Annotated in this window: 15 protein-coding genes; 8 read left to right on the top strand and 7 right to left on the bottom strand. The window is 72.3% G+C overall.

Translation table 11 applies throughout. The features are described 5' to 3' along the window. Positions 1–77 precede the first annotated feature (77 nt). The gene (locus tag QIT00_RS24635) at positions 78–2,198 is read left to right on the top strand and encodes a bifunctional glycosyltransferase/CDP-glycerol:glycerophosphate glycerophosphotransferase (RefSeq protein WP_282537564.1); all 2,121 of its coding nucleotides are present in this window, start codon (positions 78–80) and stop codon (positions 2,196–2,198) included. Here the strand turns inward: QIT00_RS24635 and QIT00_RS24640 are convergent. Beyond that, positions 2,183–5,017, bottom strand: a complete 2,835-nt coding sequence (locus QIT00_RS24640) for a stealth conserved region 3 domain-containing protein (RefSeq protein ID WP_282537565.1) — start codon at positions 5,015–5,017, stop codon at positions 2,183–2,185. The genes QIT00_RS24635 and QIT00_RS24640 overlap by 16 nt on opposite strands. Further along, a complete protein-coding gene (locus tag QIT00_RS24645) occupies positions 5,014–6,042 on the bottom strand; it encodes a hypothetical protein (RefSeq protein WP_282537566.1) in 1,029 nt (342 codons plus the stop codon). Before QIT00_RS24645 ends, QIT00_RS24640 begins: the two co-directional genes overlap by 4 nt. Before the next feature lie 48 nt (positions 6,043–6,090). On the opposite strand from QIT00_RS24645, the gene QIT00_RS24650 reads away from it, so the two are divergent. The 7 genes from QIT00_RS24650 to QIT00_RS24680 all read left to right on the top strand — a co-directional run bounded on the left by QIT00_RS24650 (position 6,091) and on the right by QIT00_RS24680 (position 17,895). Beyond that, entirely contained in the window at positions 6,091–7,440 is a 1,350-nt protein-coding gene (locus QIT00_RS24650; RefSeq protein ID WP_282537567.1) for an FAD-binding protein, read from the top strand. 30 nt (positions 7,441–7,470) lie between these two features. Beyond that, on the top strand, positions 7,471–8,226 hold the full coding sequence (locus QIT00_RS24655) for a decaprenylphospho-beta-D-erythro-pentofuranosid-2-ulose 2-reductase (RefSeq protein ID WP_282537568.1): 756 nt from the start codon (positions 7,471–7,473) through the stop codon (positions 8,224–8,226). Positions 8,227–8,525: 299 nt separating this feature from the next. After that, on the top strand, positions 8,526–9,266 hold the full coding sequence (locus tag QIT00_RS24660) for a methyltransferase domain-containing protein (protein ID WP_282537569.1): 741 nt from the start codon (positions 8,526–8,528) through the stop codon (positions 9,264–9,266). Between the two features lie 55 nt (positions 9,267–9,321). Next, entirely contained in the window at positions 9,322–10,146 is an 825-nt protein-coding gene (locus QIT00_RS24665; protein ID WP_282537570.1) for a TylF/MycF/NovP-related O-methyltransferase, read from the top strand. Positions 10,147–10,352: 206 nt separating this feature from the next. Beyond that, positions 10,353–13,931 (top strand): bifunctional glycosyltransferase/CDP-glycerol:glycerophosphate glycerophosphotransferase, encoded by a 3,579-nt coding sequence (locus QIT00_RS24670; RefSeq protein WP_282537571.1) that lies wholly within the window; start codon positions 10,353–10,355, stop codon positions 13,929–13,931. Next, positions 13,928–16,738 (top strand): bifunctional glycosyltransferase/CDP-glycerol:glycerophosphate glycerophosphotransferase, encoded by a 2,811-nt coding sequence (locus QIT00_RS24675; protein WP_282537572.1) that lies wholly within the window; start codon positions 13,928–13,930, stop codon positions 16,736–16,738. The genes QIT00_RS24670 and QIT00_RS24675 overlap by 4 nt, the downstream gene beginning before the upstream one ends. Further along, a complete protein-coding gene (locus tag QIT00_RS24680; protein WP_282537573.1) occupies positions 16,735–17,895 on the top strand; it encodes a glycosyltransferase in 1,161 nt (386 codons plus the stop codon). The genes QIT00_RS24675 and QIT00_RS24680 overlap by 4 nt, the downstream gene beginning before the upstream one ends. A gap of 173 nt (positions 17,896–18,068) precedes the next feature. On the opposite strand, the gene QIT00_RS24685 is transcribed toward QIT00_RS24680, so the two are convergent. The 5 genes from QIT00_RS24685 to QIT00_RS24705 form a co-directional block, all read right to left on the bottom strand. Further along, the gene (locus QIT00_RS24685; RefSeq protein WP_282537574.1) at positions 18,069–18,914 is read right to left on the bottom strand and encodes a class I SAM-dependent methyltransferase; all 846 of its coding nucleotides are present in this window, start codon (positions 18,912–18,914) and stop codon (positions 18,069–18,071) included. 71 nt (positions 18,915–18,985) lie between these two features. Next, the gene (locus QIT00_RS24690; RefSeq protein WP_282537575.1) at positions 18,986–21,250 is read right to left on the bottom strand and encodes a bifunctional glycosyltransferase/CDP-glycerol:glycerophosphate glycerophosphotransferase; all 2,265 of its coding nucleotides are present in this window, start codon (positions 21,248–21,250) and stop codon (positions 18,986–18,988) included. A 213-nt stretch (positions 21,251–21,463) separates the two neighbouring features. Next, positions 21,464–22,378: a carbohydrate ABC transporter permease gene (locus QIT00_RS24695; RefSeq protein WP_282537576.1), complete on the bottom strand. Its 915-nt coding sequence runs from the start codon at positions 22,376–22,378 to the stop codon at positions 21,464–21,466. Continuing rightward, complete coding sequence (locus QIT00_RS24700) at positions 22,375–23,751, bottom strand: carbohydrate ABC transporter permease (protein ID WP_282537577.1); 1,377 nt, start codon at positions 23,749–23,751, stop codon at positions 22,375–22,377. Before QIT00_RS24700 ends, QIT00_RS24695 begins: the two co-directional genes overlap by 4 nt. A 4-nt stretch (positions 23,752–23,755) precedes the next feature. Continuing rightward, positions 23,756–25,129, bottom strand: a complete 1,374-nt coding sequence (locus tag QIT00_RS24705; protein WP_282537578.1) for an ABC transporter substrate-binding protein — start codon at positions 25,127–25,129, stop codon at positions 23,756–23,758. Positions 25,130–25,292 lie beyond the last annotated feature (163 nt).

The raw sequence follows: 25,292 nt of genomic DNA on the forward strand, positions 1-25,292 counted from the left end.
CTTTTTGCCGGAAGTCGCCCGAAAGGGTGGCCCTCGGTCTTCGACAGGGCGTACGCGCCTGGCTACGGTCGGTGCCCATGGTCCGTTTCTCCGTAGTCGTCCCCGTCCACCGCATCCAGGGCTACCTGCGCGAATGCCTGGAGTCCACGCTGAGCCAGGGCTTCACGGACCTCGAACTGATCGTCGTCGACGACTGCTCACCGGACGCCTCCGCCGCGATCGCCGCGGAGTATGTGCGGCGCGACCCGCGCGTGCAACTCGTACGCCTCGACGCGCGCGCGGGCGCGGGGGGCGCGCGCAACGCGGGGGCCGCCCGCGCGTGCGGGGAGTTCCTGCTGTTTCTCGATGGGGATGATGTGTTGCTGCCCGGGGCGCTCGCGGCCGTCGACCGTGCGTTGCGTGAACGGGATCTCGACGTACTGGTCTTCGACCACGAGCGGGTCGACTGGTGGGAGAGCGTGCGGGGGAGCGGGGACCGGTTCGACGGCGATCCGCTCGCCGTCACCTGCGCGGCGTGGAATCGGGTGTTTCGGCGCACGTTCTGGAGCGGTCACTCCTTGAGCTTCAGCTCCGGTGTTGAGCCGTACGAGGATGTCGTGCCGGTGCAGTTGGCGTCGTTGCTCGCCGGGGCGCGGTTGGGGCTGCTCGACCGGGCTTGCGTGCGGTGGCGCAGGCGGCGCGGGGGGAGTTCGGCTTCCAGGCCGGGTCGGGAGCACTTCGCTGTGCTTGCCAGGTACGAGGCGTTGTTCGCTGAGGTAGCTGTTCGTTCAGCGCACTCGGCGCGTGTGCGTTGTGCCCACCCGTTCCGCCCTGCGGAACGATTGCCCACAACGGCAGCGGCAGCGGCTGTAGCGCATCTGCTCGCGGTGCTGAACGACCCCCACCGCATCCGGCCCGCCGACCGCGCCGAGTTCTTTCGTCGGGCCGCTCGGCTCTGCGGGCAGGGCGGCGGCGTGTTCTCCGGCTCGTACACCGCCTTCCGGGCGCGCGGCCTGGTCGAAGCGCGGGTGCGGGCCGCCCGTGAAACCCTCGCTCGGCGCAAGAAGAAGCTGCGCGCCCAGGTCATGAAGCTGTCGTACCGCACCGACCGGCACCGCGCCCTCGACCCCCACCTCGCCGTCTACGGCGCCTACTGGAACCGCGGCCTCTCCTGCAACCCCCTCGCCGTGTACGAGAAGGCCCGCGAGCTCGCCCCGCACGTCCGGGGCGTCTGGGTCGTCAGCAGCGGCAACCGGCACAAGGTCCCGCCCGGCGTCCCGTACGTCATCGAGGGCTCGCGGCGCTACTGGGAGGTCATGGCCAGGGCCACGTACCTCGTCAACAACTCCAGCTTCCCCGGCGGCTTCGTGAAGCGCCCCGGCCAGGTCTATCTGCAGACCCACCACGGCACCCCGCTCAAGAAGATGGGCCTCGACCAGCGCCGCTACCCGGCCGCCACGCACGGCATCAGCTTCCAGAAGGTCCTCGACCACACCGACCAGTGGGACTTCAGCCTCTCCTCGAACCCGCACTCCACGGAGGTCTGGGAGCGCGTCTACCCGTCCGCGTACGAGGCGCTCGAACTGGGGTATCCGCGCAACGACGTCTACTTCGGGGCGAGTTCGGAGGACGTCACCCGGATCCGCAAGGAGCTGGGCGTCGAGGACGGGCGCACCGTGCTGCTCTACGCGCCCACCCACCGCGACTACCAGAAGGGCTTCCTGCCCCGGCTCGACCTCCCGCGGTTCGTGCGCGCCCTCGGGCCCGACGTCACCGTCCTGGTCCGCGCCCACTACTTCTACGGCGCCCGCGCCGGGCTCGAAGAGCACCCGCGACTCCTCGACGTGACCGCGCACCCGCGCGTGGAGGAGCTCTGCCTCGCGGCCGACGCGCTGGTCACGGACTACTCGTCGCTGATGTTCGACTACGCCTGCCTGGACCGGCCGATCATCACGTACGCCCCCGACTGGCAGGCCTACCGCCTCGCCCGCGGCACCTACTTCGACCTGCTCTCCGGCACCCCGGGCGACACCCCGGGCGCCGTCGCCACCAGCGAGGAGGAGCTGAGCTTCCTCTTCCAGGCCCAGGCGTGGGACACGGCCCGGACGACCGGGCTGCGCGCGGCGTTCCGGGCCCGGTTCTGCCCGTACGACGACGGGAACGCCGCCGAACGCGTCGTCCGGCGGCTGTTCCTGGCCGGGGGTCAGGCCCGCTCGTAGGGCGAAGGCACCGGGAAGTACGCCGTCAGGAAGGCCCGCGTCGCGAGCGCCTTCTCCTGCTCGTGGAGGGTTCCGTCCGGGGACTCGCCGATGCAGAACGCGGTCTTGTCGCGGCTCTGCAGGATCCGCCCGAGCCGCGCGTGCCCCGCCCGGTCGGCGATGTCGACGAAGTCGTACGTGATCTCGCCGGGCACCGCGCGGCCGGTCAGATACGCGTAGTGCTGGAACAGCGACGACACCAGGGACAGGTCGGCGCGGGAGCGGAAGCGGCTGCGGGACGTGGCGGCCAGCTCGTCCGCGTACCGCTCGGAGAGCTCGTCGAGGATGCTGCGGCGCAGGGCGTGCGGGACGTGCGGGAGGCCGTGGGTGAGGGTGCGCGCGAAGTCGCGCTCCAGGAGCGCGCGGTTGTTCTTCGCCGCTGCCAGATGGCCCTCGTCCTCGTCGGACGGCGGCTGCGCGGGCACCGGCACTTCCGACCAGAACACCCGGGGCAGGCCCGAGCTCAGGAAGAACGTGCCGGGGGTGGTCGGGCACCCCAGGAACACGTCGTCGTTCAGATACAGGAAGTGCTCCGACAGCCCCTCGATGCGGTGCAGTTGGGCCTCGACGGCATGGGGGTTGAAGGTGGGGAGGCTCGCCGCCGGGTCCGGGAAGATCTCCCGGTGGTCGACGACCGTCAGGCCCGGGTGGTCGGGGTCGAGCCAGCCCGGGCGCCGGCCCGCCGTCACCAGCCAGACGTGCCGGATCCAGGGGGCGTACTGCGCCAACGACCGTAGGGAGTACCGGAGTTCGTCGCGGTTGCGGAAGCGCACGGCACCGCTGTCCGCCGACTCGCCCGCCGACTCGCCCGCCGTCCCGCGCGCCGCTTCCCGGCGGGCCGGCCGGCGCGGGTCGGAGTCGTCCACCCAGGTGTAGACGGCGTCGACGGGGAAGTCGACGTCCCGCGTCAGGCGCTCGGCGAAGACCTGGAGGGTGGGGTAGCGGCGCCCGGCGACGGTCAGCTCCGCCGAGGGCGTCAGGTCCGGCAGCTCCGCGCCCGCCAGGGTCGAGCCGAAGGGCGCGCGCCACGGCCCGCCCTCCCGCCCCCTCGGCTCCCTGGTCCAGAACGCCACCGTGCAGCCCTGCCCCGCCCCGTACCGCAGGGACCGCGTGGACGTGGTGACCGGCCGGAAGACCTTCACCCCGGCGACCTCGCCCACCGCGTCCAGGCGCTCGGCCAGCACAGGCCCGGGGGCGGCGCCGCGCGGCCCGAGCAGCTCCGCGTAGACCGCCTCGCCGGAAGCGGCCTCGGCCAGGGCCTTCAGGGCGAGGCCGCGGTGGTCGGCGTCCACGGCGAGCGTGTGCGTCGTCGCGCCCGTGCGCACCAGCACGTACGGGACGGCGTACGACTCCAGAGCGGACGCGGCGAGTTCGAGGTTCCGGTCGACGGCGGCGGGCAGCGTCAGGTCGTCCCGCTGCTCGGCGAGACGGCCCGCGGAGCGGACGAGGTGCTTGGCGGCGCCGCATTCGAGGATCTCGTTCTCGCGGGCGGACTCGTCGGGGGGCGGCGGGGCGCTGAGCGCGTACGGGGCGGTGGCGCGGAAGACGCCGCCGCCCGAACTGATCGCGGCGGCGACCCGGTCGGCCCGCTCGGCGAGCCGCTCGGGACGGTCGCGGCGGGCCACGAGCCGGGTGTAGAGCTCCTCCCAGAGGCCGGTGACCCGGACGGAGGAAAACCGTCCGTACACGCCCCGGCGCGCGGCGATCCCGTAGCCGTTGCGGGTCTCCGGGTCCCCCATCAGGGCGCTCAGCGCGGCGGCGAGCGAGTCGATGTCGCCCGGCGGCACGAGCAGCCCGTCGACCTGGTGCCGGACGATCTCGGCGGGCCCGGTCAGCACGTCGTACGCGACCACCGGGACCCCCGCCGCCAGGGCCTCCAGGAGGACCGGCGGGAACGCCTCGTCGTGGTCGGAGGTCAGCACGCTCAGCCCTGCCTTGGCCCACTCGGCGGCCATGTCCCGGCAGGGGCCGAGGAGTTCGACCCGGTCCTGGAGACCCGAACCGTCGATCAGACGGCGCAGCTCCTGCTCCCGTCGGCCGCCGCCGAAGATCCGCAGGGTCCAGTCGGGGTGGGCGTCGGCGATCCGGGCGAACGCGCGGATCGCGTGGTCGACGCGCTTCTCCCCGGCGAGCCCCGCGGCCGCCACGATCACCCGGCCCTCGCCGTCGGCGCTCGGCCGGAACCCGTCCGGGACGGCGTGGGGGATCACCGCGAGCTCGGGCGCACTCGTGCCCAGGGACTCGGCCAGCCACAGGCGGGTGCGCTCGGTCAGCGTGACCAGGGCGTCGAGCCGGGGGCCGTGGAGGAGCAGCGGCTCGACGGAGGCGTCGCGGCGCTGCGAGGGGCGGTGCTCCTGGTGCACCGTCACGACTCGGGCCGGTGCGTATGCCACCGCCGCGGCCATCAGTGCCGGGGAGGTCGTCACCAGTACGTCCGTGTCGAGGACGGGAAGCGCCGCCGCCAGTTCGACGTCCGAGAGCCGGTCGAACGTCGGCTCCCAGGCGGGCTCGACCAGTTCGCTGGGCAGCGCGGCCAGGGTACGGCAGGCCTCGTCGTCCAGGCGGGACTCGCGGACCGGCCGCTGGGGGCTCGCGGTCCGGTCCACCAGGTAGCGCACGGGCAGTTCGCGGGCCTCTGCGAAGAACGGCTCCGGACGCGTCCGGAAGACCGACAGCACCTCCACCTCATGGCGCGCGGCGAGGTGCCTGGCCTGGGTGTGGACGGCGAGTTCGGTGCCGCCCATCTCGTCGCCACGGGTCAACAGGTACGTGATCTTCATCGGCCCTCCGTCAGTTCGAGGCAGGTCACGGCGAACGCGCCGGACTTGGTGAAGTGGGCGTGCGCCCGGACGAGCGAGCCGCAGGGCAGCGCGTAGACGCGGAACGGCGCCGGGAACGCGGTCGCCGGGTCGCGTACGTCGGTGAGGCGGCGGGCGAGCGGCAGTTCGTCGCGGGCCGCCCTCCGGTCGGCCGCCCGGCCGCCCCCGTCCCGGACGAGCCGGAACTCCCACACCCACTGCCCCGACCCGGCCCCCGCCATCCCGCCGAGCGGCAGGTCGAGGCCGAACTCGCCGCCCCGCCAGGTCACTTGGGCCGGTACGACGACGCCGTCCCGGCGCCGTACCGCCTCCGCCCGCCAGCCCTCGGGCGGTGCCGCGACGAGGCGGCCGTGCACCGTGCCGCCGTCCCCGCGCGGCTCGAAGCGGGTCAGCTCGGCGTGCGGCAGGGGCCGGGTGACCTGGAGCGCGGCCCGGCCGCCGGGGCAGCGCACGAGCCGGATCAGGGCGCCGGTGCGGGCGTCGGGCGCGTGCCGCAGCGTCGGCGGCGAGGGCTGCGGCGCGGGCTGTGGCGATGGCGGCGGCGATGGCGGCGGCGATGGCGGCGGCGATGGCGGCGGTGCCTCGGGGGCGAGGGCGAGCCCCCGCCGCCGTACGCGGCCCTCCGGGCCGGTCGTCACGACCGTCAGCCGCCAGACCCCGTCGGCCAGACGCAGGCCGGAGGCGTCCGGTTCGGCGCCGGGGCCGCGCAGCGTGGCGGTCGCGGTGAGCAGCCGTCCGCCGCCCGGCGCGAGGCGTTCCACGGCGAGCGGCACCTCGTGACGCACGCCGCCGCGGGAGAGGACGAGCAGGGCGCGGCCCACCGGCTCCGGCGGGTCGAGAGCGAGGTTGAACGTCCGGCTGTCCCGGAGCGAGAGGTGCGCGGGAGGCGGCAGCAGGGCCCCGCGCCCACGGGAGCGGCCCGCGACGAGCCGCTCCAGACGGAACCGGTGCGACCGGCTCCGTACGACGAACCCAAGTCGATGCATTCGCCTACTTTGCGCTTTTTGCTCCGTTCACGGCGTTATGGTCGCGCCATGTCTGCTGAAACGGTCTCTGTCTCCGGCTGGGGCCGCACCGCCCCCACCAGCGCCCGCATCGTCCGCCCGCGCACGTACGAGGAGGCCGCCGAGGCCGTGCTCGGCTGCGGGGCGCGCGGCGGGATCGCCCGGGGCCTCGGCCGCGCCTACGGGGACGCCGCGCAGAACGCGGGCGGCGCCGTCCTCGACATGACCGGGCTCGACCGCATCCGCACCATCGACGCCCAGTCCGGCACGGTCGTCTGCGACGCCGGGGTGAGCCTGCACCGACTGATGGAAGTACTGCTTCCGCTCGGCTGGTTCGTGCCCGTCACGCCCGGCACCCGCTACGTCACCGTCGGCGGGGCGATCGGCGCCGACATCCACGGCAAGAACCACCACGTCTCCGGCTCCTTCGCCCGGCACGTCACCGCCCTCGACCTGCTCTCCGCCGACGGCGCGGTGCGCACCCTGCGGCGCGGCGAGCCGCTGTTCGACGCCACCGCCGGGGGGATGGGCCTGACCGGCGTCGTGCTGCGCGCGAGCGTCCAACTGCTCCCGGTCGAGACCTCGTTGATGTCCGTCGACACCGAACGCGCCGCCGACCTCGACGACCTGATGTCCCGCCTCGCCGAGACCGACCACCGCTACCGCTACTCGGTCGCCTGGATCGACCTGCTCGCCCGCGGCTCCGCCCTCGGCCGCTCCGTCCTCACCCGCGGCGAGCACGCCCCGCTCGACGCGCTGCCGGACCGGGCCCGGCGCGACCCGCTCGCCTTCCGGCCCGGCACGCTGCCCGCGCCGCCCGCGTTCGTCCCGGAGGGGCTGCTCGGCCGCACCACCGTCGGCCTCTTCAACAAGCTCTGGTACCGCAAGGCACCCCGCTCCCGCTCCGGCGAACTCCAGCGCATCTCCACGTTCTTCCACCCCCTCGACGGCGTCCCGCACTGGAACCGCATCTACGGCCGCGGCGGCTTCGTGCAGTACCAGTTCGTCGTCGGGTACGGGGCCGAGGGCACCCTGCACCGGATCGTGCGGCGCATCTCCGAGCGCCGCTGCCCCTCCTTTCTCGCCGTCCTGAAGCGCTTCGGCTCGGCCGACCCGGGCTGGCTCTCCTTCCCGGTGCCGGGCTGGACGCTCGCCCTCGACATCCCGGCCGGGCTGCCGGGGCTCGGCGGCTTCCTGGACGAGCTCGACGAGGAGGTCGCCGCCGCCGGTGGCCGGGTCTACCTCGCCAAGGACTCCCGGCTGCGGCCCGAGCTCGTCGGCGAGATGTACCCCGACCTGGGCCGATTCCGTGCCCTGCGGGCCGAGTTGGACCCCCGCGGGGTCTTCACCTCCGACCTCGCGCGGCGCCTCGCGCTCTGATCCCTTCCGCTCTTCGAGGAGAACCCGAACATGAAGGACGCCTTCGGCACCCCGCAGTCCCTGCTCGTCCTCGGCGGCAGCTCCGAGATCGCCCTCGCCACCGCCCGCCGCCTCGTCGCCCGCCGCACCCGCACCGTCCACCTCGCCGGCCGGCCCGGTCCGGCCCTGGAGTCCGCCGCCGCCGAACTGCGCGACATGGGCGCCGAGGTGCACACCCACGCCTTCGACGCGCTCGACCCCGACCGCCACGAGGAGGCCGTCGGCAAGCTCTTCACGGAGGGCGACATCGACCTGGCGCTGCTCGCCTTCGGCATCCTCGGCGACCAGGAGCGCGACGAGGGCGACCCGCTCGCCGCCGTCCGCGTCGCCCAGACCAACTACACCGGCGCCGTCTCCGCCGGGCTCGTCTGCGCCGCGGCCCTCAAGCGGCAGGGGCACGGCTCGCTCGTCGTGCTCTCCTCGGTCGCGGGCGAGCGGGCCCGGCGCGCGAACTTCATCTACGGCTCCAGCAAGGCGGGCCTCGACGCCTTCGCCCAGGGCCTCGGCGACGCGCTCCACGGCTCCGGCGTCCACGTCATGGTCGTACGCCCCGGGTTCGTACGTTCCCGGATGACCGCGGGCCTGCGGGAGGCGCCGCTCGCGACTACGCCGGAGGCGGTGGCGGAGGCGATCGAGGGCGGGCTGCGGCGCAGGGCGGACGTGGTGTGGGTGCCGGGTGCGCTCCGCTGGGTGATGTCCGGTCTCCGGCACGTACCCCGACCGGTCTTCCGGCGTCTGCCCCTGTAGGGCGCTGCGCTTCTTTCCCCTCCCCGCCCCTTCCCGAAGTCTTGCCAGACGGGCCTCCTCAATCGCCGGAGGGGCTGAAAATTCAGCCCCTCCGGCGATTGAGGAGCGGGGGTCCGGGGCGGAGCCCCGAAGCTCCGCAGGATTTCGGGAAGGGGCGGGGAGGGGATCAAATCCCGCCCGTCCGGCGATTGAGGACGAGCCCGGAGGGCGATCGGCGGCGCGCGAGTCGACGGTGCGTGACCTCGTCCCCCGCCAGCCCGTTGATGACCGCAACGCAACCGAGTTGAGGATGAGGCCCCGTGCACAGGTCCGCGTACGAGCAGATGGCGCTCTGCATCGAGGAGTACATGCCCACCGACCGCAGGCAGCGGGTCGTCGACCTCGGCTCCCGTATCTCGGACGGGCAGAAGCTCACGCACCAGGAGCTCCTGAAGGGGCGGGACATCGACTACTGCGGGGTCGACGTGTGGGACGGGCCCAACGTCGACCGCGTGATGCCCAAGCCGTACCGCGTTCCGGTGAAGTCGAACAGCGCGGACTTCCTGCTCTCCGGGCAGGCCTTCGAGCACATCCCGTTCTTCTGGGCGTCCATGCTGGAGATCGCCCGCGTGCTCAAGCCCGGCGGCACCGCCTTCGTCACCGCCCCGTCCCGCGGCCACGTCCACGACCAGCAGGACTGCTGGCGCTACTACCCGGACGGCTTCAGGGCCCTGGCCGCGTACACGAAGCTCGAACTCGTCGAGGCCTTCACCGACTTCCCGCCGAAGAAGGGCATCTGGCACAGCTACCAGAGCATCGACGCCAAGCACGCCTACTGGGGGGACACCGTCGGGGTCTTCCGCAAGCCGCAGCAGTATCCGCGCGTCACCATGACCTTTGTTCGGGCCACCACCCGCTGGTGGGCCAACCGCGTCGGCGGTGTCGAGGGCGTCCCGCTGCCCGAAACGCTGGCCAGGCGCGCGCAGTGCGGCAGGCCCGCCGCCGTGCCCGAGCCCGCACGGCCCGCGGCGCCCAACAACCCGGCCCCACACGCACGGTAAGGGATCGTTGACGAAACGTGACATCGGTGGCGGCGCGCGCGTATCGTCCCGCCGCATGGCATGGCGAAAAGCAGTGAACGGCGTACTGAAGCAGCTCACCGGATACCACCTGTCCCGGGCGACCGCCCCCGCGCCGCGTCCGGCCGGGCCCGCCGCGCAGGCCCCGGCGCCCAGGGCGAAGCCGAAGTCGAAGCCGAAGAGCCCGGTGTTCCCGGACGACTACGACGACGAGGCGAAGGCGATCATCCGTGAGGTGAAGCCGCGCACGATGACCTCGCCGGAGAAGCTCAACGCCTTCATCCTCGCCATCCGGCACGTCGTCAGCCACGACATCCCCGGCGACATCGTGGAGTGCGGTGTCTGGCGCGGCGGTTCGATGCAGGCCTGCGCCAAGACCCTGCTCTCGCTCGGCGCGACCGACCGCCACCTCTACCTCTTCGACACGTACGAGGGCATGACCCCGCCCACCGAGGAGGATGTGCGGCGCGACGGGAAGCACGCGCGGGAGCTCCTGGAGGTCCAGGGCAAGGACCGCCCGATCTGGGCCGTCGCCGACCTCGACGACGTCAAGTCCGGCTTCGAGAGCGTCCCTTACCCCGAGGAGCGGATGCACTACGTCGTCGGCAAGGTCGAGGAGACCGTCCCGGAGCAGGCCCCCGAGCAGATCTCCATCCTGCGCCTGGACACCGACTGGTACGGCTCCACGAAGCACGAACTCGACCACCTCTACGACCGGTTGTCGCCCGGCGGCATCCTGCTCATCGACGACTACGGCTACTGGCAGGGCTCCCGCCAGGCCGTAGACGAGTTCCTGGAGCGCACCGGCGAGCGGCTCCTGCTGCTCCGCATGGACGAGGGGCGGATCGCCGTCAAGCCGTAACTCAAGCCGTAACAGGCCCTTCGCACAGGCGAGTTGAGTCGGTCCCGGTCACACGGTGTGAGCGCCGTGGGGTCGGGATCGGCCTGTTTTCACTCGAACGGCCGTCATGGGGTGACTGTGCGAAGCGCCACCTTGTTGTTAACCCGTAGGCCTGTAAAAGGGCTTGTCTGTGTAGCCCTGCCGCCCGGAAGGATCGTGTGCACCGCATGGCACCCCGCCTCAGCGTCGTCGTCCCCGTCCACAACGTCGAGGATTACCTCGGCGCCTGCCTGCAGTCGCTCGCGGGCCAGACCATGACCGACCTCGAAGTGGTCATGATCGACGACGGCTCCACGGACGGGAGCGCCCGCATCGCCCGCGAACACGCCGCGCGCGACCCGCGGTTCAGACTCGTCCAGCAGGAGAACGCGGGCCTGGGCGCGGCGCGGAACGCCGGGGCGCGGCACGCCAGGGGCACCCATCTCGCCTTCGTGGACAGCGACGACCTGGTGCCGGTCGACGCGTACGAGAGGATGCTGGCGGCGCTCGACGAGTCCGGGTCCGACTTCGTCAGCGGCAATGTGCACCGGCTCCGCGTGAACGGCAGGACCGAGCAGTCCTGGATGTTCAAGAAGGCGATGCGCGCCACGCGTTCGGCGACCCACGTCAGCCGCGACTGGTCGCTGCTCGCCGACCGCATCGCCTGCAACAAGGTGTTCCGCAGGGATTTCTGGGACCGGCACGAACTCGCCTTCCCCGAGGGCGTGTTGTTCGAGGACACGCCCGTCATCGTGCCCGCCCACTTCCTCGCCGGCTCCGTGGACGTGCTGCACGACACCGTCTACCTCTGGCGCGACCGCGACGGCTCCATCACCAACCGCCGCACCACCCCCCGCGCCGTCGAGGAGCGCACCGCCGCCTGTACGAAGGCCGCCGCGTTCCTCGCCGGGCGCGCCGCGGCGGCCGAGCCGGGCTCCGAGGAACGCGCCAAGTGGGCCGAGGGCAAACGGCGTTACGACTCCTCCGTGCTCGTCACCGACCTGCGCTACTTCCTCGACGTACTGCCCGACGGCGACCCCGCGTACCACGAGGCGTTCCTGGAGCACGCGGGCGGCTACGCGGCCGCCGTCGACCGCTCCGTGCTCACCGCCCTGCCGCTGCACCTGCGCGTCAAGTGGCAGCTCGTCACCGAGCGCAGGACCGACGAGATCCTCGCCCTCCTCGCGTACGAGAAGGGCCACCCGGGCGCCTTCCGGGTGCGGGGGCTGCGCAGGCGGCGCGCGGAGTACCCGGTCGTGGCGGGCGCGCCCCTGCCCCGCGACGTGACCGCGCTGAAACGATCCGAGCTCCCGCTCGTCACCCGGATCTCCCAGGCCGAATGGCGCGACGGCAAGCTGCACCTGAAGGGCTTCGCCTACCGCCGCAACCTGCCCGCGGGCCGCCTCGCCGGGCGCGTCAAGTTCGTCTGGCTGCGGCTCGGCAGGCGGCGCCTGCTGCCGCTGAAGGCGCGTACGACCTATCTGCGCGAGGCCACGTACGCGTCGCGGCAGGGGCTGCACCGCTACGACTGGGCCGGGTTCGAGGCCGTCGTCGACCCCGGAAAGCTGCTCACCTCGCGGCGCAGCGCCGTCTGGCAGGCCGAGACGGCCGTGCTCGGCGGCGGGGCGCTGCGCCGCGGGCCGCTGCGGATGGCGGGCGGCGCGACCCCGGCCGCCGTGCACTACCTCGACGCGCACGCGCGCGTGGTGCCGGTTCTCAGCCGCGGCCGCCTCCAGCTGAAGGTGGAGCGCACCCTCGCCCAGCTCACCGGCCACCGCCAGGAGGGCGACGAGATCGTCTTCGAGGGCAGCCTCCTGGAGCCGGTCACCGGGATGCGCCTGCGGGTGGAGAACTGGCACTCCAAGGAGGGCGCCGACGTCCGACTGGAGGCGGAGGGGCGGACGTTCACTGCGCGTGTGCCGCTCTCCGTGTTCACGCCCGCCGAGGACGCCGAGCCGCGCGAGGCCGAGCCCTGGGGCGCGTATCTGCTGCGCGCCGACGACAGCAGGGTCCCGGTGGGAGCCCGGGACACGCTTCCGTCCGGGCGGTACGGGCTCCGCCCCGGCCGCGAGCTGTATCCGACCGCCAACGCCAGCGGCAACCTGGAACTGCGCGACCAGACCGTACGCCCCATCGCCGAGACCCTGACCTGGGACGACAACGGCGAGCTCACCATCGGCGGCAGCTTCCCCGCGCTCGCCACCGGGCCCGTCGACCTGGTCCTGAGGCACAGCGGATACGGCGAGGAGATCACCCTGCCCGTGCAGCAGGACGACGGGCGGTTCGAGGCCGCCCTCGCGCCCGCCGCCGTCGCCGGGCTCGCCGGGGAACTGCCGCTCGCCGAAGGCCGCTGGTACCTGTACTTCCGGGCCGCGGGCGGACTCGGCGAGGCCCTGCCCATGCACGTCGCCCCCGGACGGCACCAGGCCCTGCCGCTCGTACGCACCCTGGGCGGACGGGAGTTCAGCCTGGAGCGGCGCGCCCACGACCGGCTCCTCATCGCCTCCGGCAGTGCCCTGCCCGAGGCCGACCGCGGCGCCGTGCGCCAGAGCGAACTCCGCGCCCACTACCAGGATTTGCGCGCCTCCCCGCGCCGCGAGGCCGTCCTCTACAGCAGCTTCGACGGCCGCCAGCACTCCGACTCGCCGCGCGCCGTGCACGAGGAGCTCGCGGGCAGAGACACCGGCCTTGAGCACCTGTGGGTGGTCCGCGACCAGCAGGCCGTGGTGCCGCCCAGCGCCCGCCCCGTCGTCCTGTGGAGCACCGAGTGGTACGAGGCCCTGGCCCGCTGCCGGGCGATCGTCACCAACACCCAGCTCCCGCAGTGGTTCGAGCGCGCCGAGGGCCAGACCGTCGTCCAGACCTGGCACGGCACCCCGCTCAAACGCATCGGCCGGGACGTTACGGGCAGCGTCTCCGCCGACCCCGCCTACATCGCCACGCTGCCGGGACGCGCCGCCCAGTGGAGCGCCCTCGTCAGCCCCAACCGCGTCTCCACCCCCCTCCTGCGCAGCGCCTTCGGGTACGAGGGCGAGGTCCTGGAGTACGGCTATCCGCGCAGCGACCTGCTGCACGCCGCCGACCGCGCCAAGGTCGCCGCCGCCGTCCGCGACCGCCTCGGCATCCCCGACGACGCCAAGGTCGTCCTCTACGCCCCGACCTGGCGCGAGAACCAGCCCAGGACCGGCGGCCGCTACGGGCTCGACCTGCGCCTCGACCTCGCCGCCGCCGAACGCGCCCTCGGCGAGGACCACGTCCTGCTCGTGCGCCGCCACTACCTCGTCGGCGGCACCGTCCCCGGCAGCCGCTTCGTCCGCGACGTCAGCCGCTACCCGGACGTCGCCGAACTCCTGCTGATCAGCGACGTGCTGGTGACCGACTACTCCTCGCTGATGTTCGACTTCGCGCAGACCGGCCGCCCGATGCTCTTCCACACCCACGACCTCGACCACTACCGCGACACGCTGCGCGGCTTCTACTTCGACTTCGAGGCCAAGGCGCCCGGACCGCTCATCGCCGGGCAGGAGGAACTCCTCGACGCACTGCGCGACCCCGAGGCGGCCACCGCCGGGCACGCCGCCGCGTACGCCGCGTTCCGGGAGACGTACTGCGACCTCGACGACGGCCGCGCCGCCGCCCGCGTCGCCGACTACCTGCAGAACGGATTCGTGCAGAACGGATTCGCGCAGAACGGATTCGTGCAGAACGGATTCGCGCAGCACGGATTCGCGCAGAACGGATTCGCGCAGAACGGAGGCAGGCCGTGAACACCCCGGAGTTCAGCGTCGTCGTGACCCTCGGCGACGACCCCGACGCGATGACCGCGACCGCCGAATCGGCGCTCGGCCAGAGCCTGCGCTCCGTCGAGGTCGTGCTCGTCGGAGACCGCACCGACGCGGACGTACGCCGCACCGCGACCCTCCTCACCGCCCGCCACCCCGACCGGGTCCGCGTCATCGACGCCCCGCAGGAGGTGCGCGGCGCCGCCGCCCTGCGCAACCTCGGCCTCGACGCCGCCCACGGCCGCCACGTCCTGCTCCTCGACTCCGGCGAACGGCTTCACGCGCACGCCCTGCGCAACCTCCTCCAGGCCGCCCGCCGTACCGACGCCGACCTGGTCGCGGGCCGCTGGACCCGCCTCGCCGGACCCGGCGGCAAGCAGCAGGGCCCGCCCTGGCAGGACGCGCTGCACGCCCGCACCCGTACCGTCACCGACCTCGCCAAGGCGCCCGAACTCGTCGCCAGGGACGCCCTGGTGAGCGGCTTCTGCCTGCGTCGCGACGCCATGGACCGGCACGCCCTGCGGCACGCCGAGGACCTCGCCCGCAGCGAGGTGCACTTCGGCGTACGGGCCGCGCTCGCCGCCCGCCGCATCACCCTCGTACCGAACCTGATCGTCACCCACCGCGCCCCCGTCGACCACGGCACCGACCTGCACGCCCTGCTCGAAGCGTCCGGGCGGATCGGGCTCCAGCTGGCGCGCCGCGACCTCACCGAGCTGCGGGACGCCCGCGAGCGGGCGTTCGTCAGCGACCAACTGCTGCCGCTCGCCCGCGGCTTCCTCCGGCTGCCCCGTGGCGAGCGCGCCGAGCTGGCCGCCCAGGCCCACGCCCGCCTCACCGCCCATATCGCCCCCGAGCGCTGGGCCGACCTGCCGCCCGCGGAGCGGATGTGCGTGACCCTGCTCGCCGCCGGGGAGCCGGACGGCGTGCAGGCCGCCGCGTACGCCCTGGCCCGGCCCGGCACCGTCGTCTCGCCGCTGGTCGAGCGGGACGGTCGGGTCGATTGGAGCGCCGCGCACCCTTCGGACGTCAGCGAACTCGGCCACCAGCACCGCCCGTTCGAGGCCTTAAGGCTCTTCAACCGGCTCACCCGCTGCACCGCCGAGGCCGGCCGCCTGGACCTGGCGGGCGAGATCGTGCTGCCGCTCGACAAGCTCCCCGCCGCCACCGACGTCACCGTCCGGCTCGAACTGCGGCTGCGCGGCGGCAAGAAGGTCTTCCGGCTGCCCGTCGACGAGGCCGTGCACCACGGCGAGCGGCTGGGCTGGCGGCTGCGGGTCGATCCGGCGCTCCTTCCCGTACGCGGCATGAGCGAGCGCATCTGGGACACCCGGATCGTGCTCACCGCGGGCGGCGAGAGCGCCCTCGCCGAGGTGTTCGCCGAACGCGAGGTCGTCGGCAAGGGCAGCCGCTTCCCCGCCAGGCCGCGCCTGTTCGGCCGGTTCTCCGCGGACACCTGGCTGCCGTACGCCACCGCGGGCCATCACCTCGCGCTCGAACTGCAGGCCTGCCGCCGCCCCGCCCGCACCATCCGCCGCCTGACGACGTACGTCACCCACTTCCGGCCCACCCGCAAGGCCCGGCAGCTCCGGGGGACCCTGCGGCAAAAGCGCGACCGGCTGCACTCCGGATCCGTCAAGGTCCGCGTCTACAACCGGCTCCTCGTGAAGCTCCCGGTCCGCCGCCGCTCCGTCGTCTTCGAGGCCCACATGGGCAAGGCGTACGGCGACAGCCCCCGCGCGATCCACGAGGAGCTGCGCGCCCGCGGCCTCAAGGTCCGCAGCACCTGGTCCCACGCCGCCTCGCCCACCGGCTTCCCGGACGACGCGAGGCTGGTGCGGCGCTGGTCCTGGCGGTACCTGTGGGCCCTGGCCCGAGCCGAGTTCTGGGTCGACAACCAGGGCTTCCCGCACGCGCTCGACAAGCCCGCCCACACCACGTACCTGCAGACCTGGCACGGCAGCGCGTACAAGCGGATGGGCTTCGACGAGACCCGCGTGCGGATGCAGAACACGCCGCAGCGCGCGAAGCTGCAGCGCGCCGTCGACCGCTTCGACCACTTCCTGGTCCGCTCCGAGCACGACGTGCGGACGCTCGCGCGCGCCTACCGGCTGCCCGAGAAGAAGCTGCTCCCGCTCGGCTACCCGCGCAACGACCGGCTCGTCGCCGCCCGCGAACGCGACGAGACCGAGGGCAGATTCCCCCGCCCCGAACTCGCCGCCCGGCTCGGCATCCCCGACCACCAGAAGACCGTCCTGTACGCGCCCACCTTCCGCGGCACACCGAAGGACGGCCGGGCCCATCAACTCCGGCTCGATGTGCGGAAGTTCACCGAGCGGCTCGGCGACGGGCACGTGCTCCTCGTACGCGCCCACTACATGGAGCGGGCGGAGCTTCCGGTGTGCGCCCCCGGCACGCTGCTCGACGTGTCCGGCCACCACGACGTCAGCGAACTCCTCTGCCTGGCCGACGTGCTGGTGACGGACTACTCGTCGATCATGTTCGACTACGCACTCCTGGACCGCCCCATCGTGCTGTTCGCGCCCGACCTGGACGCGTACGCCGCCGAGCGGGGCAGCTACTTCGACCTGCGGGAGCGGGCGCCGGGCCCCGTCGTCGAGACCGAGGACGAGCTGCTGCGTACGCTCGCCGACCTCAAGCGCGCCGACACCGGGCACGCCGAGCGACGCCGGGCGTTCGCGGCCGAGTTCGGGGCGCACGACCGCGGGGATTCCGCGCGTGCCGTCGTCGACGCCCTGTTCGCCAGGCCTGCCAGGAGGAACCGCACATGACCGTGGCGACGGATCCGAGGGAGCGGGACATCTTCCTGTTCTCCAACACCACCGACGAACTGGGCGGCGTCACCGCCTGGATGCACCAGATGGCCCGGCTCTTCCGGACCCACGGCCACCGCGTCCACACCCTCGGCGTGCACCCCGCCGAGCTCAAGCTCACCCTCCCCGAACCGCTCGGCTACCCGATGACCGCCCTGCACCCCGCCCACCCGACGGCCCCGCGCCGCCTCACCGGACCGCGCCGCCTCCGGCCCGCCGAGCGGCGCCGGGAGGCCGCGCACGCCGCCGACAAGCAGCGGGCCGTGGACGCGCTGTCCGCCCTGTTCCGCGCGGCCCGCCCCGGCGGCGTCGTCATCGTCACGCAGGTCTGGCCGATGGAGTGGGTCCGCGCCGCCGACACCACCGGGCTCACCGTGATCGGCATGAGCCACGAGTCGTACGCGTACACCAGGGCCTGTCACCGATACCGCTGGATCAAGCAGAACTATCCGCACGTCGACCACTGGCTCACCCTCACCCAGGAAGACGCCGACGACTGGATCGCCGACGGCATGCACAACGTCGGCTTCATGCCCAACGCCCTGGCCCACCTGCCCGAGGTGCCCTCGCCGCGCACCGCGAAGGTGGTCGCCTCCATCGGCCGCCTGCACGACCAGAAGGGCATCGACATGCTGCTCGACGCCTGGGCCCTGGTCGCCCCCGAACGGCCCGACTGGACCCTGCGGATCTACGGTGCGGGCGTCGAGGAGGCCGACCTCAGGGCGCAGTGCACGGGGCTCGGGCTCGACGGGTCGGTGCGGTGGCTGGGGCGTACGGACGATGTGCCGGGGGCGCTCGCGGGCGCGTCGGTGTTCGTGCAGTCCTCGCGCGGGGAGGGGTTTCCGCTGGCGCTGATGGAGGCGATGGCGAGCGGGGTTCCGTGTGCGGCGTTCGACTGCGCGCCGGGCGTACGGGAGATCGTCCGGGACGGCGAGGACGGGTTGCTGGCCCCTCCGGGGGACTCCGGGGCCCTCGCCGACCGGCTGCTGCGGCTCACCGGGAATCCGCGGTTGCGGGATGCGATGGGGGTGCGGGCGCGGAAGAACGTCCAGCGGTTCTCCGAGGGGGAGATCCTGCGGGCGTGGGAGGAGCTGTTCGGGTTGCTTGAGCTTTAGATCCTCCCCTCCCCTCCCCGCCCCTTCCCGAAAGTCCTGCCGGACGGGCCTCCTCAAACGCCGGAGGGGCTGAAAAATCAGCCCCTCCGGCGTTTGAGGAGCGGGGGTCCGGGGGCGGAGCCCCCGTGCCGACGGCAGTCTTTCGGGAAGGGGCGGGGCGGGGAGAGAGAAGGTCAGCCGCGGCCCCGGAGCGTGCGGGTCAGGCGGGCGAAGCCCGAGCGGGTCGGCTCGGCCGGGGTCGAGGGCGACTCGCCCTCGTAGCGGGACCGCGGCTGCGTCGGTGCCTTCGCCTTCTTGCCGTCGATCCGGATCAGCGGATACCCGGCCACCTCCTCCACCCCGTGCCACAGATCGTCGCGGCCGCGGAGCATCTCCCGCAGCTCACCGTGCACCTCCTCGTACGCCCCCCACGTCCCGTAGAACTTCGTGGCCGTGATGCACAGCGGCTTCAGGCCCGTCGTGGCGACCGCGCCCCAGGTGGCCGCGGCGACCCCCGGGCAGTGCTCGGCGCGGAAGTCGTCCAGGACCACGATGCCGTCGGGGCCGAGGAGTTCGCGGGCGGCGAGGATGTCGCCGTGCACGTGCTCGTACAGGTGCGAGGCGTCGATGTGCGCGAAGCGGCAGCTGTCCGGGGCCACCTCGTCGGCGACGACCGAGGACGGGGCCTGGAGGATCGTCGGCAGCTCGTCGTGGAAGGAGCGGTAGTTGGCCTCGAAGGCGCGGCGGGTCAGAGTCGAGTAGGAGCGGTTCATCTCCTTGGAGTTGGGGTCGTCGGGCGCGGGGGAGTCGAAGAGGTCGCAGACCGTGAAGGTCTCGCCGCCTTGCAGGTAGGAGCCCATGAAGATGGCGCTCTTGCCGAGGTACGCGCCGAGTTCGAGGAGGTCGCCGCGCTGGTCGCGGCCGCGCTGCCGGTCGAGGAACCAGTCGAAGAGCAACTGGTCGGCGGGGAAGAACCAGCCCTTCACATCGGAGAGCCGCGTGGGGCGGGGCAGTGCCTCGGTGGCGGACGTGGTGCTCATGGATGCTCCTGTTGTCAGGTGCGTGCGATGGGCATCGTGGTGCGCGTGGGGGGTGGCGGTGCGCTGCTTCTTCAGTTGTCGTTGGTGGGCAGCAGGGCGTCGGGTACCGGCCCCTGGGACTGCTCGGGCAGCTGCTCGCCCGCCGGTGGGACAGGTGCCGGGCGGCGGTCGGCGAGCGGCAGCACCGGCGGCAGACCGGCGCCCTGGCCGAGGAACACATGGCGGACCACGCGCTCCGCGGCCCGCCCGTCGTCCAGGGCGCAGAACCGCTCCCGGAACGCGGTCCGCAACTGCGCCGAGCGCGAGCCGCGCCAGTGGCCGGTGGCGAAGATGTCGATCAGTTCGTCCTCGTCCTGCGCCAGCGGCCCCGGCGGGCAGGACCGCAGGTCGAAGTAGGTGCCGCGGGTCGCCTCGTACACCTCGCGGTCGTCGGTGAACAGGACGATCGGGCGGTCCAGATTGGCGTAGTCGAACATCAGCGAGGAGTAGTCCGTGATCAGCGCGTCGCTCGCCAGGCACAGCGACTCGACGCTCGGGTGGTCCGAGACGTCGACGATCCGCGCGTGCTCCCCGTCGCTGAGGGGTTCGCCGTACGCGGGGTGGGCGCGGGTCAGGACGGTGCAGCGGGGGCCGAGTGCGCGCAGCACCCGGTCGAGGTCGAGGGGCCGGTGCTGGCTGCGCCGGTGGTCCCGGACGGTCGGGGCGTACAGGATCGCGAGGGTGCCCTGCGGGATGCCGAGGCTGTCCCGGAGGTGGGCGACGTCCTGCGAACCGGCGTGCAGGAGGCGGTCGTTGCGCGGCCCGCCGTACTCCAGGGTGGTGTACGAGCCGGGCAGGACGCGCTCCCAGACGAGGGTGGAGTGGCGGTTGGCGGACAGGACGTAGTCCCAGGTGTCGGCGTCGTCGAGGAGCGCCGCGAAGTCCGTGGAGCGGGCGGCGGCCGGGCGGTCGAGGAGATCGAGGCCCATCCGCTTGAGCGGGGTGCCGTGCCTGCTCTGGACGCGGACCTGGGCCCGGCGTTTGACGAGCCGGTGGCCGAGGTCGGTGCCGAGGACCAGGTACTTGGAGCGGGCCAGGGCCGTCCAGTACGCGGCGGTGCCGGGGGTGATCCTCCTCGTGGCCGTGGGGACGGTGTGGTGGTGGGCGGGGCCGGTGATCCACGCGGTGCGGATGTGCGGCGCGAGTTCGCGGACCTTCTCCTCGACGGCCCCCGGATCTCCGCCGTGCCCACGGGCCCGGTACGCGGCGAACACCGCGCGGTCGTCCCGTACCGGAAGGCACAGCTGGACCCGGTAGTGCAGCCCGAGGAGTGCCGCGCGCGTGCCCCGGCCGGCGGCCGCGGTGGCGGCGCCGAGCCGGAGCCTCGCGGCCTTGGCGAGGCGCAGTGCGCGGTACGTGCGGTGGGCGGCGAAGCGGATGAGGCCGTGCCGCACCCGGGCGCGCGGGTCGAGCCGGAGCCCGGGGACGTGGTGGCGGCGGTAGTGCTCGCGGGCCCTGCGCAGGAACTCGGTCCGGCTGCGGCGGGGCAGCCGCTCCGGCCTGGCGAAGACGGTCGCGTAGTGGTCGACCATGCGGCGGAACACGACGGGCCGCCACGCGGCGAACTCCGGCCGGGCGTCGAAGTACGCGAAGACCCGGTCGTACTGGTCGAAGATGTCGAAGTGCTTCCGGCTGGTCGTGCCGAGGATGTTGCCCTGGCGGCGCTGCCGGTAGTGCACGCACACCCGGTCCAGGGTGGCGATCGTTTCCGCTGCCATCAGGACTGGATAGGTGAACGGGGTGTCCTCGTAGTAACCGGGAGGGAACCGGAGGCCCTCCCGCTCGATGAACTCCCGGCTGTAGGCCTTGTTCCACACCACCATGAGCAGCTTCATCAGGCCCGGCCGGTCGGTGAGCCGGAAGGGGGCCGGGCCGTCCTGGGTGAGCTGCGCGGCCTGCATGTTCCGTACTTCGCGGCCGGTCCAGTAGGTGCGGGCGTAGTCGTAGATCAGGACGTCGGGGGAGCCGGTCTCCTTGAGGCGGTCGGCGGTGGCGGCGAGGGAGCCGGGGGTGAGGATGTCGTCGCCGTCCAGGAAGACCAGGTAGTCGCCGGTGGCGTGCTCCATGCCGGCGTTGCGGGCCCGCCCGAGGCCCACGTTCTCCGTCAGGTGCACGGGCCTGACGCGCGGGTCGGCCGCCGCGAGCTCGTCGATGATCTCGCCCGAGCCGTCCGGTGAGCAGTCGTCGACCGCGATCAGCTCCAGGTCCGTGAAGGACTGTCTCAGGACGGAGTGGAGCGATTCGTACAGGTATGCCTGCACCTTGTATGCGGGGACGATGACACTGAACCGGGGCAAGGCACATCCATGGGTGGGCGCGGGCATACTGCCCGACAACCCCTAAATGGAGGGTCCGGTTACGCCGAATGTGGCAAAGGGGTGAGGGCGGCCCGCGGAAACCCCGCCGAGACCGTCCTCGTGGGGTACGCGCTCAACTCACGTACGAATCCGGTGAGTTGAGCCGAACGGTGTACGGATGCGCGATCCGCGGCCGCTACTTGACGGCGCCCGCTACTTGACGGCGCCCGCCATCACCCCGGAGACGAACTGCCGCTGGAAGGCGAAGAACACGGCGAGCGGGATCACCATCGACAGGAACGCGCCCGGCGCGAGGATCGAGACGTTGTCGCCGAAGTGCCGCACCTGCTGCTGGAGCGCGACCGTGATCGGCGGGTTCTTGGAGTCGGCGAAGATCAGCGCGACCAGCATGTCGTTCCACACCCACAGGAACTGGAAGATGCCGAGCGAGGCGATCGCGGGCCCGCCGAGCGGCATCACCACCCGGAAGAACAGCCCCAGTTCACCCGCGCCGTCGAGCCGGGCCGCCTCCAGGAGCTCCCTCGGGATCTCCGCGAAGAAGTTCCGGAGCAGGAAGATCGCGAACGGCAGGCCGAAGGCCACATGGAAGAGGATCACGCCGAGCGTCGTCTCGAAGATCCCGATGGTCCCGAAGAGCTGGGACACCGGAAGCAGCGCCACCTGCACCGGCACCACGAGCAGCCCCACGACCCCGAGGAACCACCAGTCACGCCCCGGGAACTCCATCCACGCGAAGGCGTACCCGGCGAGCGAGCCGATCACCACCACGAGCAGCGTCGCCGGGACCGTGATCGCCACCGTGGAGAGCAGCGAGTTGGTGATCGTCTCGTCCCGCAGCAGGTGGGTGTAGTTCTCGACGGTGATCTGCGAGGGGATCGTGAACACCTCCCACCAGCCGCTCGCGCTGATGTCGGCGGGTTCACGCAGCGAGGAGAGCGCGAGACCGATCGTCGGCACGAGCCACAGCAGGCCCACGACCAGGAGGAACACCCGCATCAGGCCGCCGCTGAGCGCCCCGGTGATCCGGGAGGCGGCGGACCGCTCGGCCTTCACGGTGGCCTCGGTCTCCGTCGCGGGCCCAGCCTTCACCGCACCCTCGGTGCTCATCGCCGCACCTCCCTGCGCAGTCGCCGTACGTTGAAGGCCATCACCGGGACGACCAGGAGGAACAGCAGCACCGCGATGGCGCTGGCGACGCCGGAGTCGCGGTCCACGAAGGAGTTGTAGAGCTGCAGCGCGAGGACGTTGGCGTCGTCGCGGACGTCGCCCGGCGCGATGATGAAGACCAGGTCGAAGATCTTCAGGACGTTGATCATCAGGGTCACCAGGACCACCGCGAGCACCGGCGCGAGCAGCGGCACCGTCACCCGGCGGAACACCTGCCACTCGTTGGCTCCGTCCACCCGCGCCGCCTCCAGGAGCTCCCGCGGAATGGCCGCGAGCCCGGCGGCGATCAGCACCATGGCGAAGCCCGCCCACATCCAGACGTACGCGAGGATCACCGACAGGGTCACGAAGTTGACCCCGATGAACGGCAGCACCTTGTCCGGGCCCAGCCAGTCCACGCCGTTGTACGGCTCTCTGAAGTTGCTTGCGGGCAAGCGGAGTTGGGCCCCGACGGCCTTCGCGGACAGCTCGAAGGTGCCGTCGGCGGCCGCCTTCGTGGACTCCACGACCTTGCCGTCCTTCACCGCCTCGATCGTGATGCCCGGATAGCCGGACTCGGAGGCGTCCGGGGCGTTGCGCTCGCCCACGCCCTTGCCGAGCGTGAAGTCCTGCCAGGCGGTGCCCGTGACCTTGCCGGGCTCGGCCGCGGCCGCCTCCGCCGGTGCCGCCTCGCCCGGCATCTGCTCCTTGGGCACGCCGACCAACGGCAACGCGACGGGCTCGCCCGCCGCCACCGTCGTACGCGTGATGAAACTGCCGCCGCCGCCCGGCTTCAGCGGCGACTCCTGGCCCGGATGCGCCTTCGGGAACGCCGAGGACTCCGCGAACGAGTCGTGCACACCCACCCATACGGCGTTCAACGCGCCCCGTTCCGGGTCCTGTTCGTAGACCAGACGGAAGATGATGCCCGCGGCGAGCATCGAGATCGCCATCGGCATGAACACGAGCAGCTTGAACGCCGTGCCCCAGCGGATCCGCTCGGTGAGCACCGCGAAGATCAGGCCGAGCGCGGTGGCGATGGTCGGCGCGAGCACCACCCAGATCGCGTTGTTCCGGATCGCGGTGAGGATGGTGTCATCGGTGAACAGCGTGACGTAGTTGCCGAATCCGGTGAAGTCGCCGGACTTGTCGAAGAAGCTGCGGTGGACCGAGTACCCGATCGGGTAGACCACGAGCGCGCCGAGCAGCACAAGGGCGGGCAGCAGGAAGGCCGCGGCCATGCGCTTGCGGGTGCCGGTGACGCTGCGCCCCTGGGTGCCTTTGACGCCCGTGGTGCCTGCCGCCGGGGTTCCGGCGCGTACCTCCGAGGCCACCGTGTCAGTCCTTGTACGCCTTGGCCGCGGCGTCCTCCAGGGCTTTCTGCGTCCCCGCGACGTCCTTCGGGTTCTTCAGGAAGTCCTGCAGCGCCTTCCACTCGCCCTTGCCGGGCGTGCCGCCGAAGGCCTGCGGCGCCTGGTCGGACATGTCGAAGCGGATGTCGTCGCCCGCCGCGATCAGGGCCTTGGCGATGTCGCGCTGCACGTCGTCGGGGTACGTCGCGAAGTCGAGGTTCTTGTTCGGCGAGACGAACCCGCCCGCCTTCGCCCAGATCGCCGCCGCGTCCGGCGAGGCCAGGTAGGTGAGCAGGGCCTGGGCGCCCTCGCTGTCCTTCAGGGCGACGGCGGCGTCACCGCCGACCACGGCCGGGGACTCGGAACCGACCGCGGGAAAGGGGAACACCTTCGCGTCCGTACCGATCTTCGCGTCCGTCTCCGCGATGGCGAGCGAGACCATGTCGCCCTCGAAGACCATGCCCGCCTTGGGCTGGTCCCCGCCGACGAAGGTCTGCTTGACCGACTCGGGGAACTCCGTACCGAGCGCGCCCCGTTGGCCGCCCGCGACGAAGCCCTTCTCGCCGAACAGCTCACCGAGCGTGGTGAGTGCCTTCTTCACGGACGGATCGGTCCACTTGATCTCGTGCTTCGCGAGCTGGTCGTACTTCTCGGGTCCCGCCTGGGAGAGGTAGATGTTCTCGAACCAGTCGGTGAGCGTCCACGCCTCGGCACCGGCGACGGAGACCGGAGCGATGCCCGAGTCGTAGATCATCTGCGCGGTCTGCAGGAAGTCGTCCCAGGTCTTCGGCTCCTGCCCGCCGGCGTTCTTCATGACGGCGGTGTTGTACCAGACGAGCGACTTGTTGGCGGCCTTGAAGTACACCCCGTACTGCTCGCCGTCGACGGCGCCGAGCTCCTGCCAGCCCTTCGCGTAGTTCTTCTCCAGCTGCTTCTGGGCTTCGGCCCCTACCGGCTCGGCCCACTTATTGGCCACGGCCTGCTCGATCGCGCCGACCTGCGGCAGCATCGCCACGTCCGGCGGCTCACCGCCCGCGACCTTCGACTCGAGGAAGCCGATGATCGGGTCCTGCGCCGGTACGAAGGACACCTCGGCGCCGGTCCGCTTCTCGAATTCGTCGAGCACTCGCAGAAACACCTTGCGCTCCGCACCGCCCCACACGGCGGCGACGGACACCTTCTGGCCGTCGAGCTCAGGCAGTTTCACGGTGGGCTTCTGCGCGGCGCCGCCCTCGCCCTCGCCCTTCCCGCCACTGCCGCATCCGGCGAGCGCGAGCGCCCCCACGGCAACCAGCGCCACGGCGACTCTGCCGCCCCCAACTGCCTTACGTATACGAAGAGTTGTACGCGTTGTACGCATCTCTGCCCCGTCTCGTGAACGCCGTGCGGTGCGCTGTTCGGACAGGTCTACGCCCGCGACCCACCTCGGGCAATAGCGCCTACGAGGCGGGACGGGCGATCGTGATCGGCTCGTGACACTGCGGCGTGGTGCTTTTTACCCTCCCGCCCCTCCCCGGGGGGCT

This window comes from Streptomyces luteolus, from assembly GCF_029968015.1.
Taxonomy (GTDB): domain Bacteria; phylum Actinomycetota; class Actinomycetes; order Streptomycetales; family Streptomycetaceae; genus Streptomyces; species Streptomyces luteolus.

Coding starts and splice junctions, on each gene's coding strand:
- QIT00_RS24635 (WP_282537564.1), top strand. CDS start 78: ATGGTCCGTTTCTCCGTAGTCGTCCCCGTCCACCGCATCCAGGGCTAC.
- QIT00_RS24640 (WP_282537565.1), bottom strand. CDS start 5,017: ATGAAGATCACGTACCTGTTGACCCGTGGCGACGAGATGGGCGGCACC.
- QIT00_RS24645 (WP_282537566.1), bottom strand. CDS start 6,042: ATGCATCGACTTGGGTTCGTCGTACGGAGCCGGTCGCACCGGTTCCGT.
- QIT00_RS24650 (WP_282537567.1), top strand. CDS start 6,091: ATGTCTGCTGAAACGGTCTCTGTCTCCGGCTGGGGCCGCACCGCCCCC.
- QIT00_RS24655 (WP_282537568.1), top strand. CDS start 7,471: ATGAAGGACGCCTTCGGCACCCCGCAGTCCCTGCTCGTCCTCGGCGGC.
- QIT00_RS24665 (WP_282537570.1), top strand. CDS start 9,322: ATGGCATGGCGAAAAGCAGTGAACGGCGTACTGAAGCAGCTCACCGGA.
- QIT00_RS24670 (WP_282537571.1), top strand. CDS start 10,353: ATGGCACCCCGCCTCAGCGTCGTCGTCCCCGTCCACAACGTCGAGGAT.
- QIT00_RS24680 (WP_282537573.1), top strand. CDS start 16,735: ATGACCGTGGCGACGGATCCGAGGGAGCGGGACATCTTCCTGTTCTCC.
- QIT00_RS24685 (WP_282537574.1), bottom strand. CDS start 18,914: ATGAGCACCACGTCCGCCACCGAGGCACTGCCCCGCCCCACGCGGCTC.
- QIT00_RS24695 (WP_282537576.1), bottom strand. CDS start 22,378: ATGAGCACCGAGGGTGCGGTGAAGGCTGGGCCCGCGACGGAGACCGAG.
- QIT00_RS24705 (WP_282537578.1), bottom strand. CDS start 25,129: ATGCGTACAACGCGTACAACTCTTCGTATACGTAAGGCAGTTGGGGGC.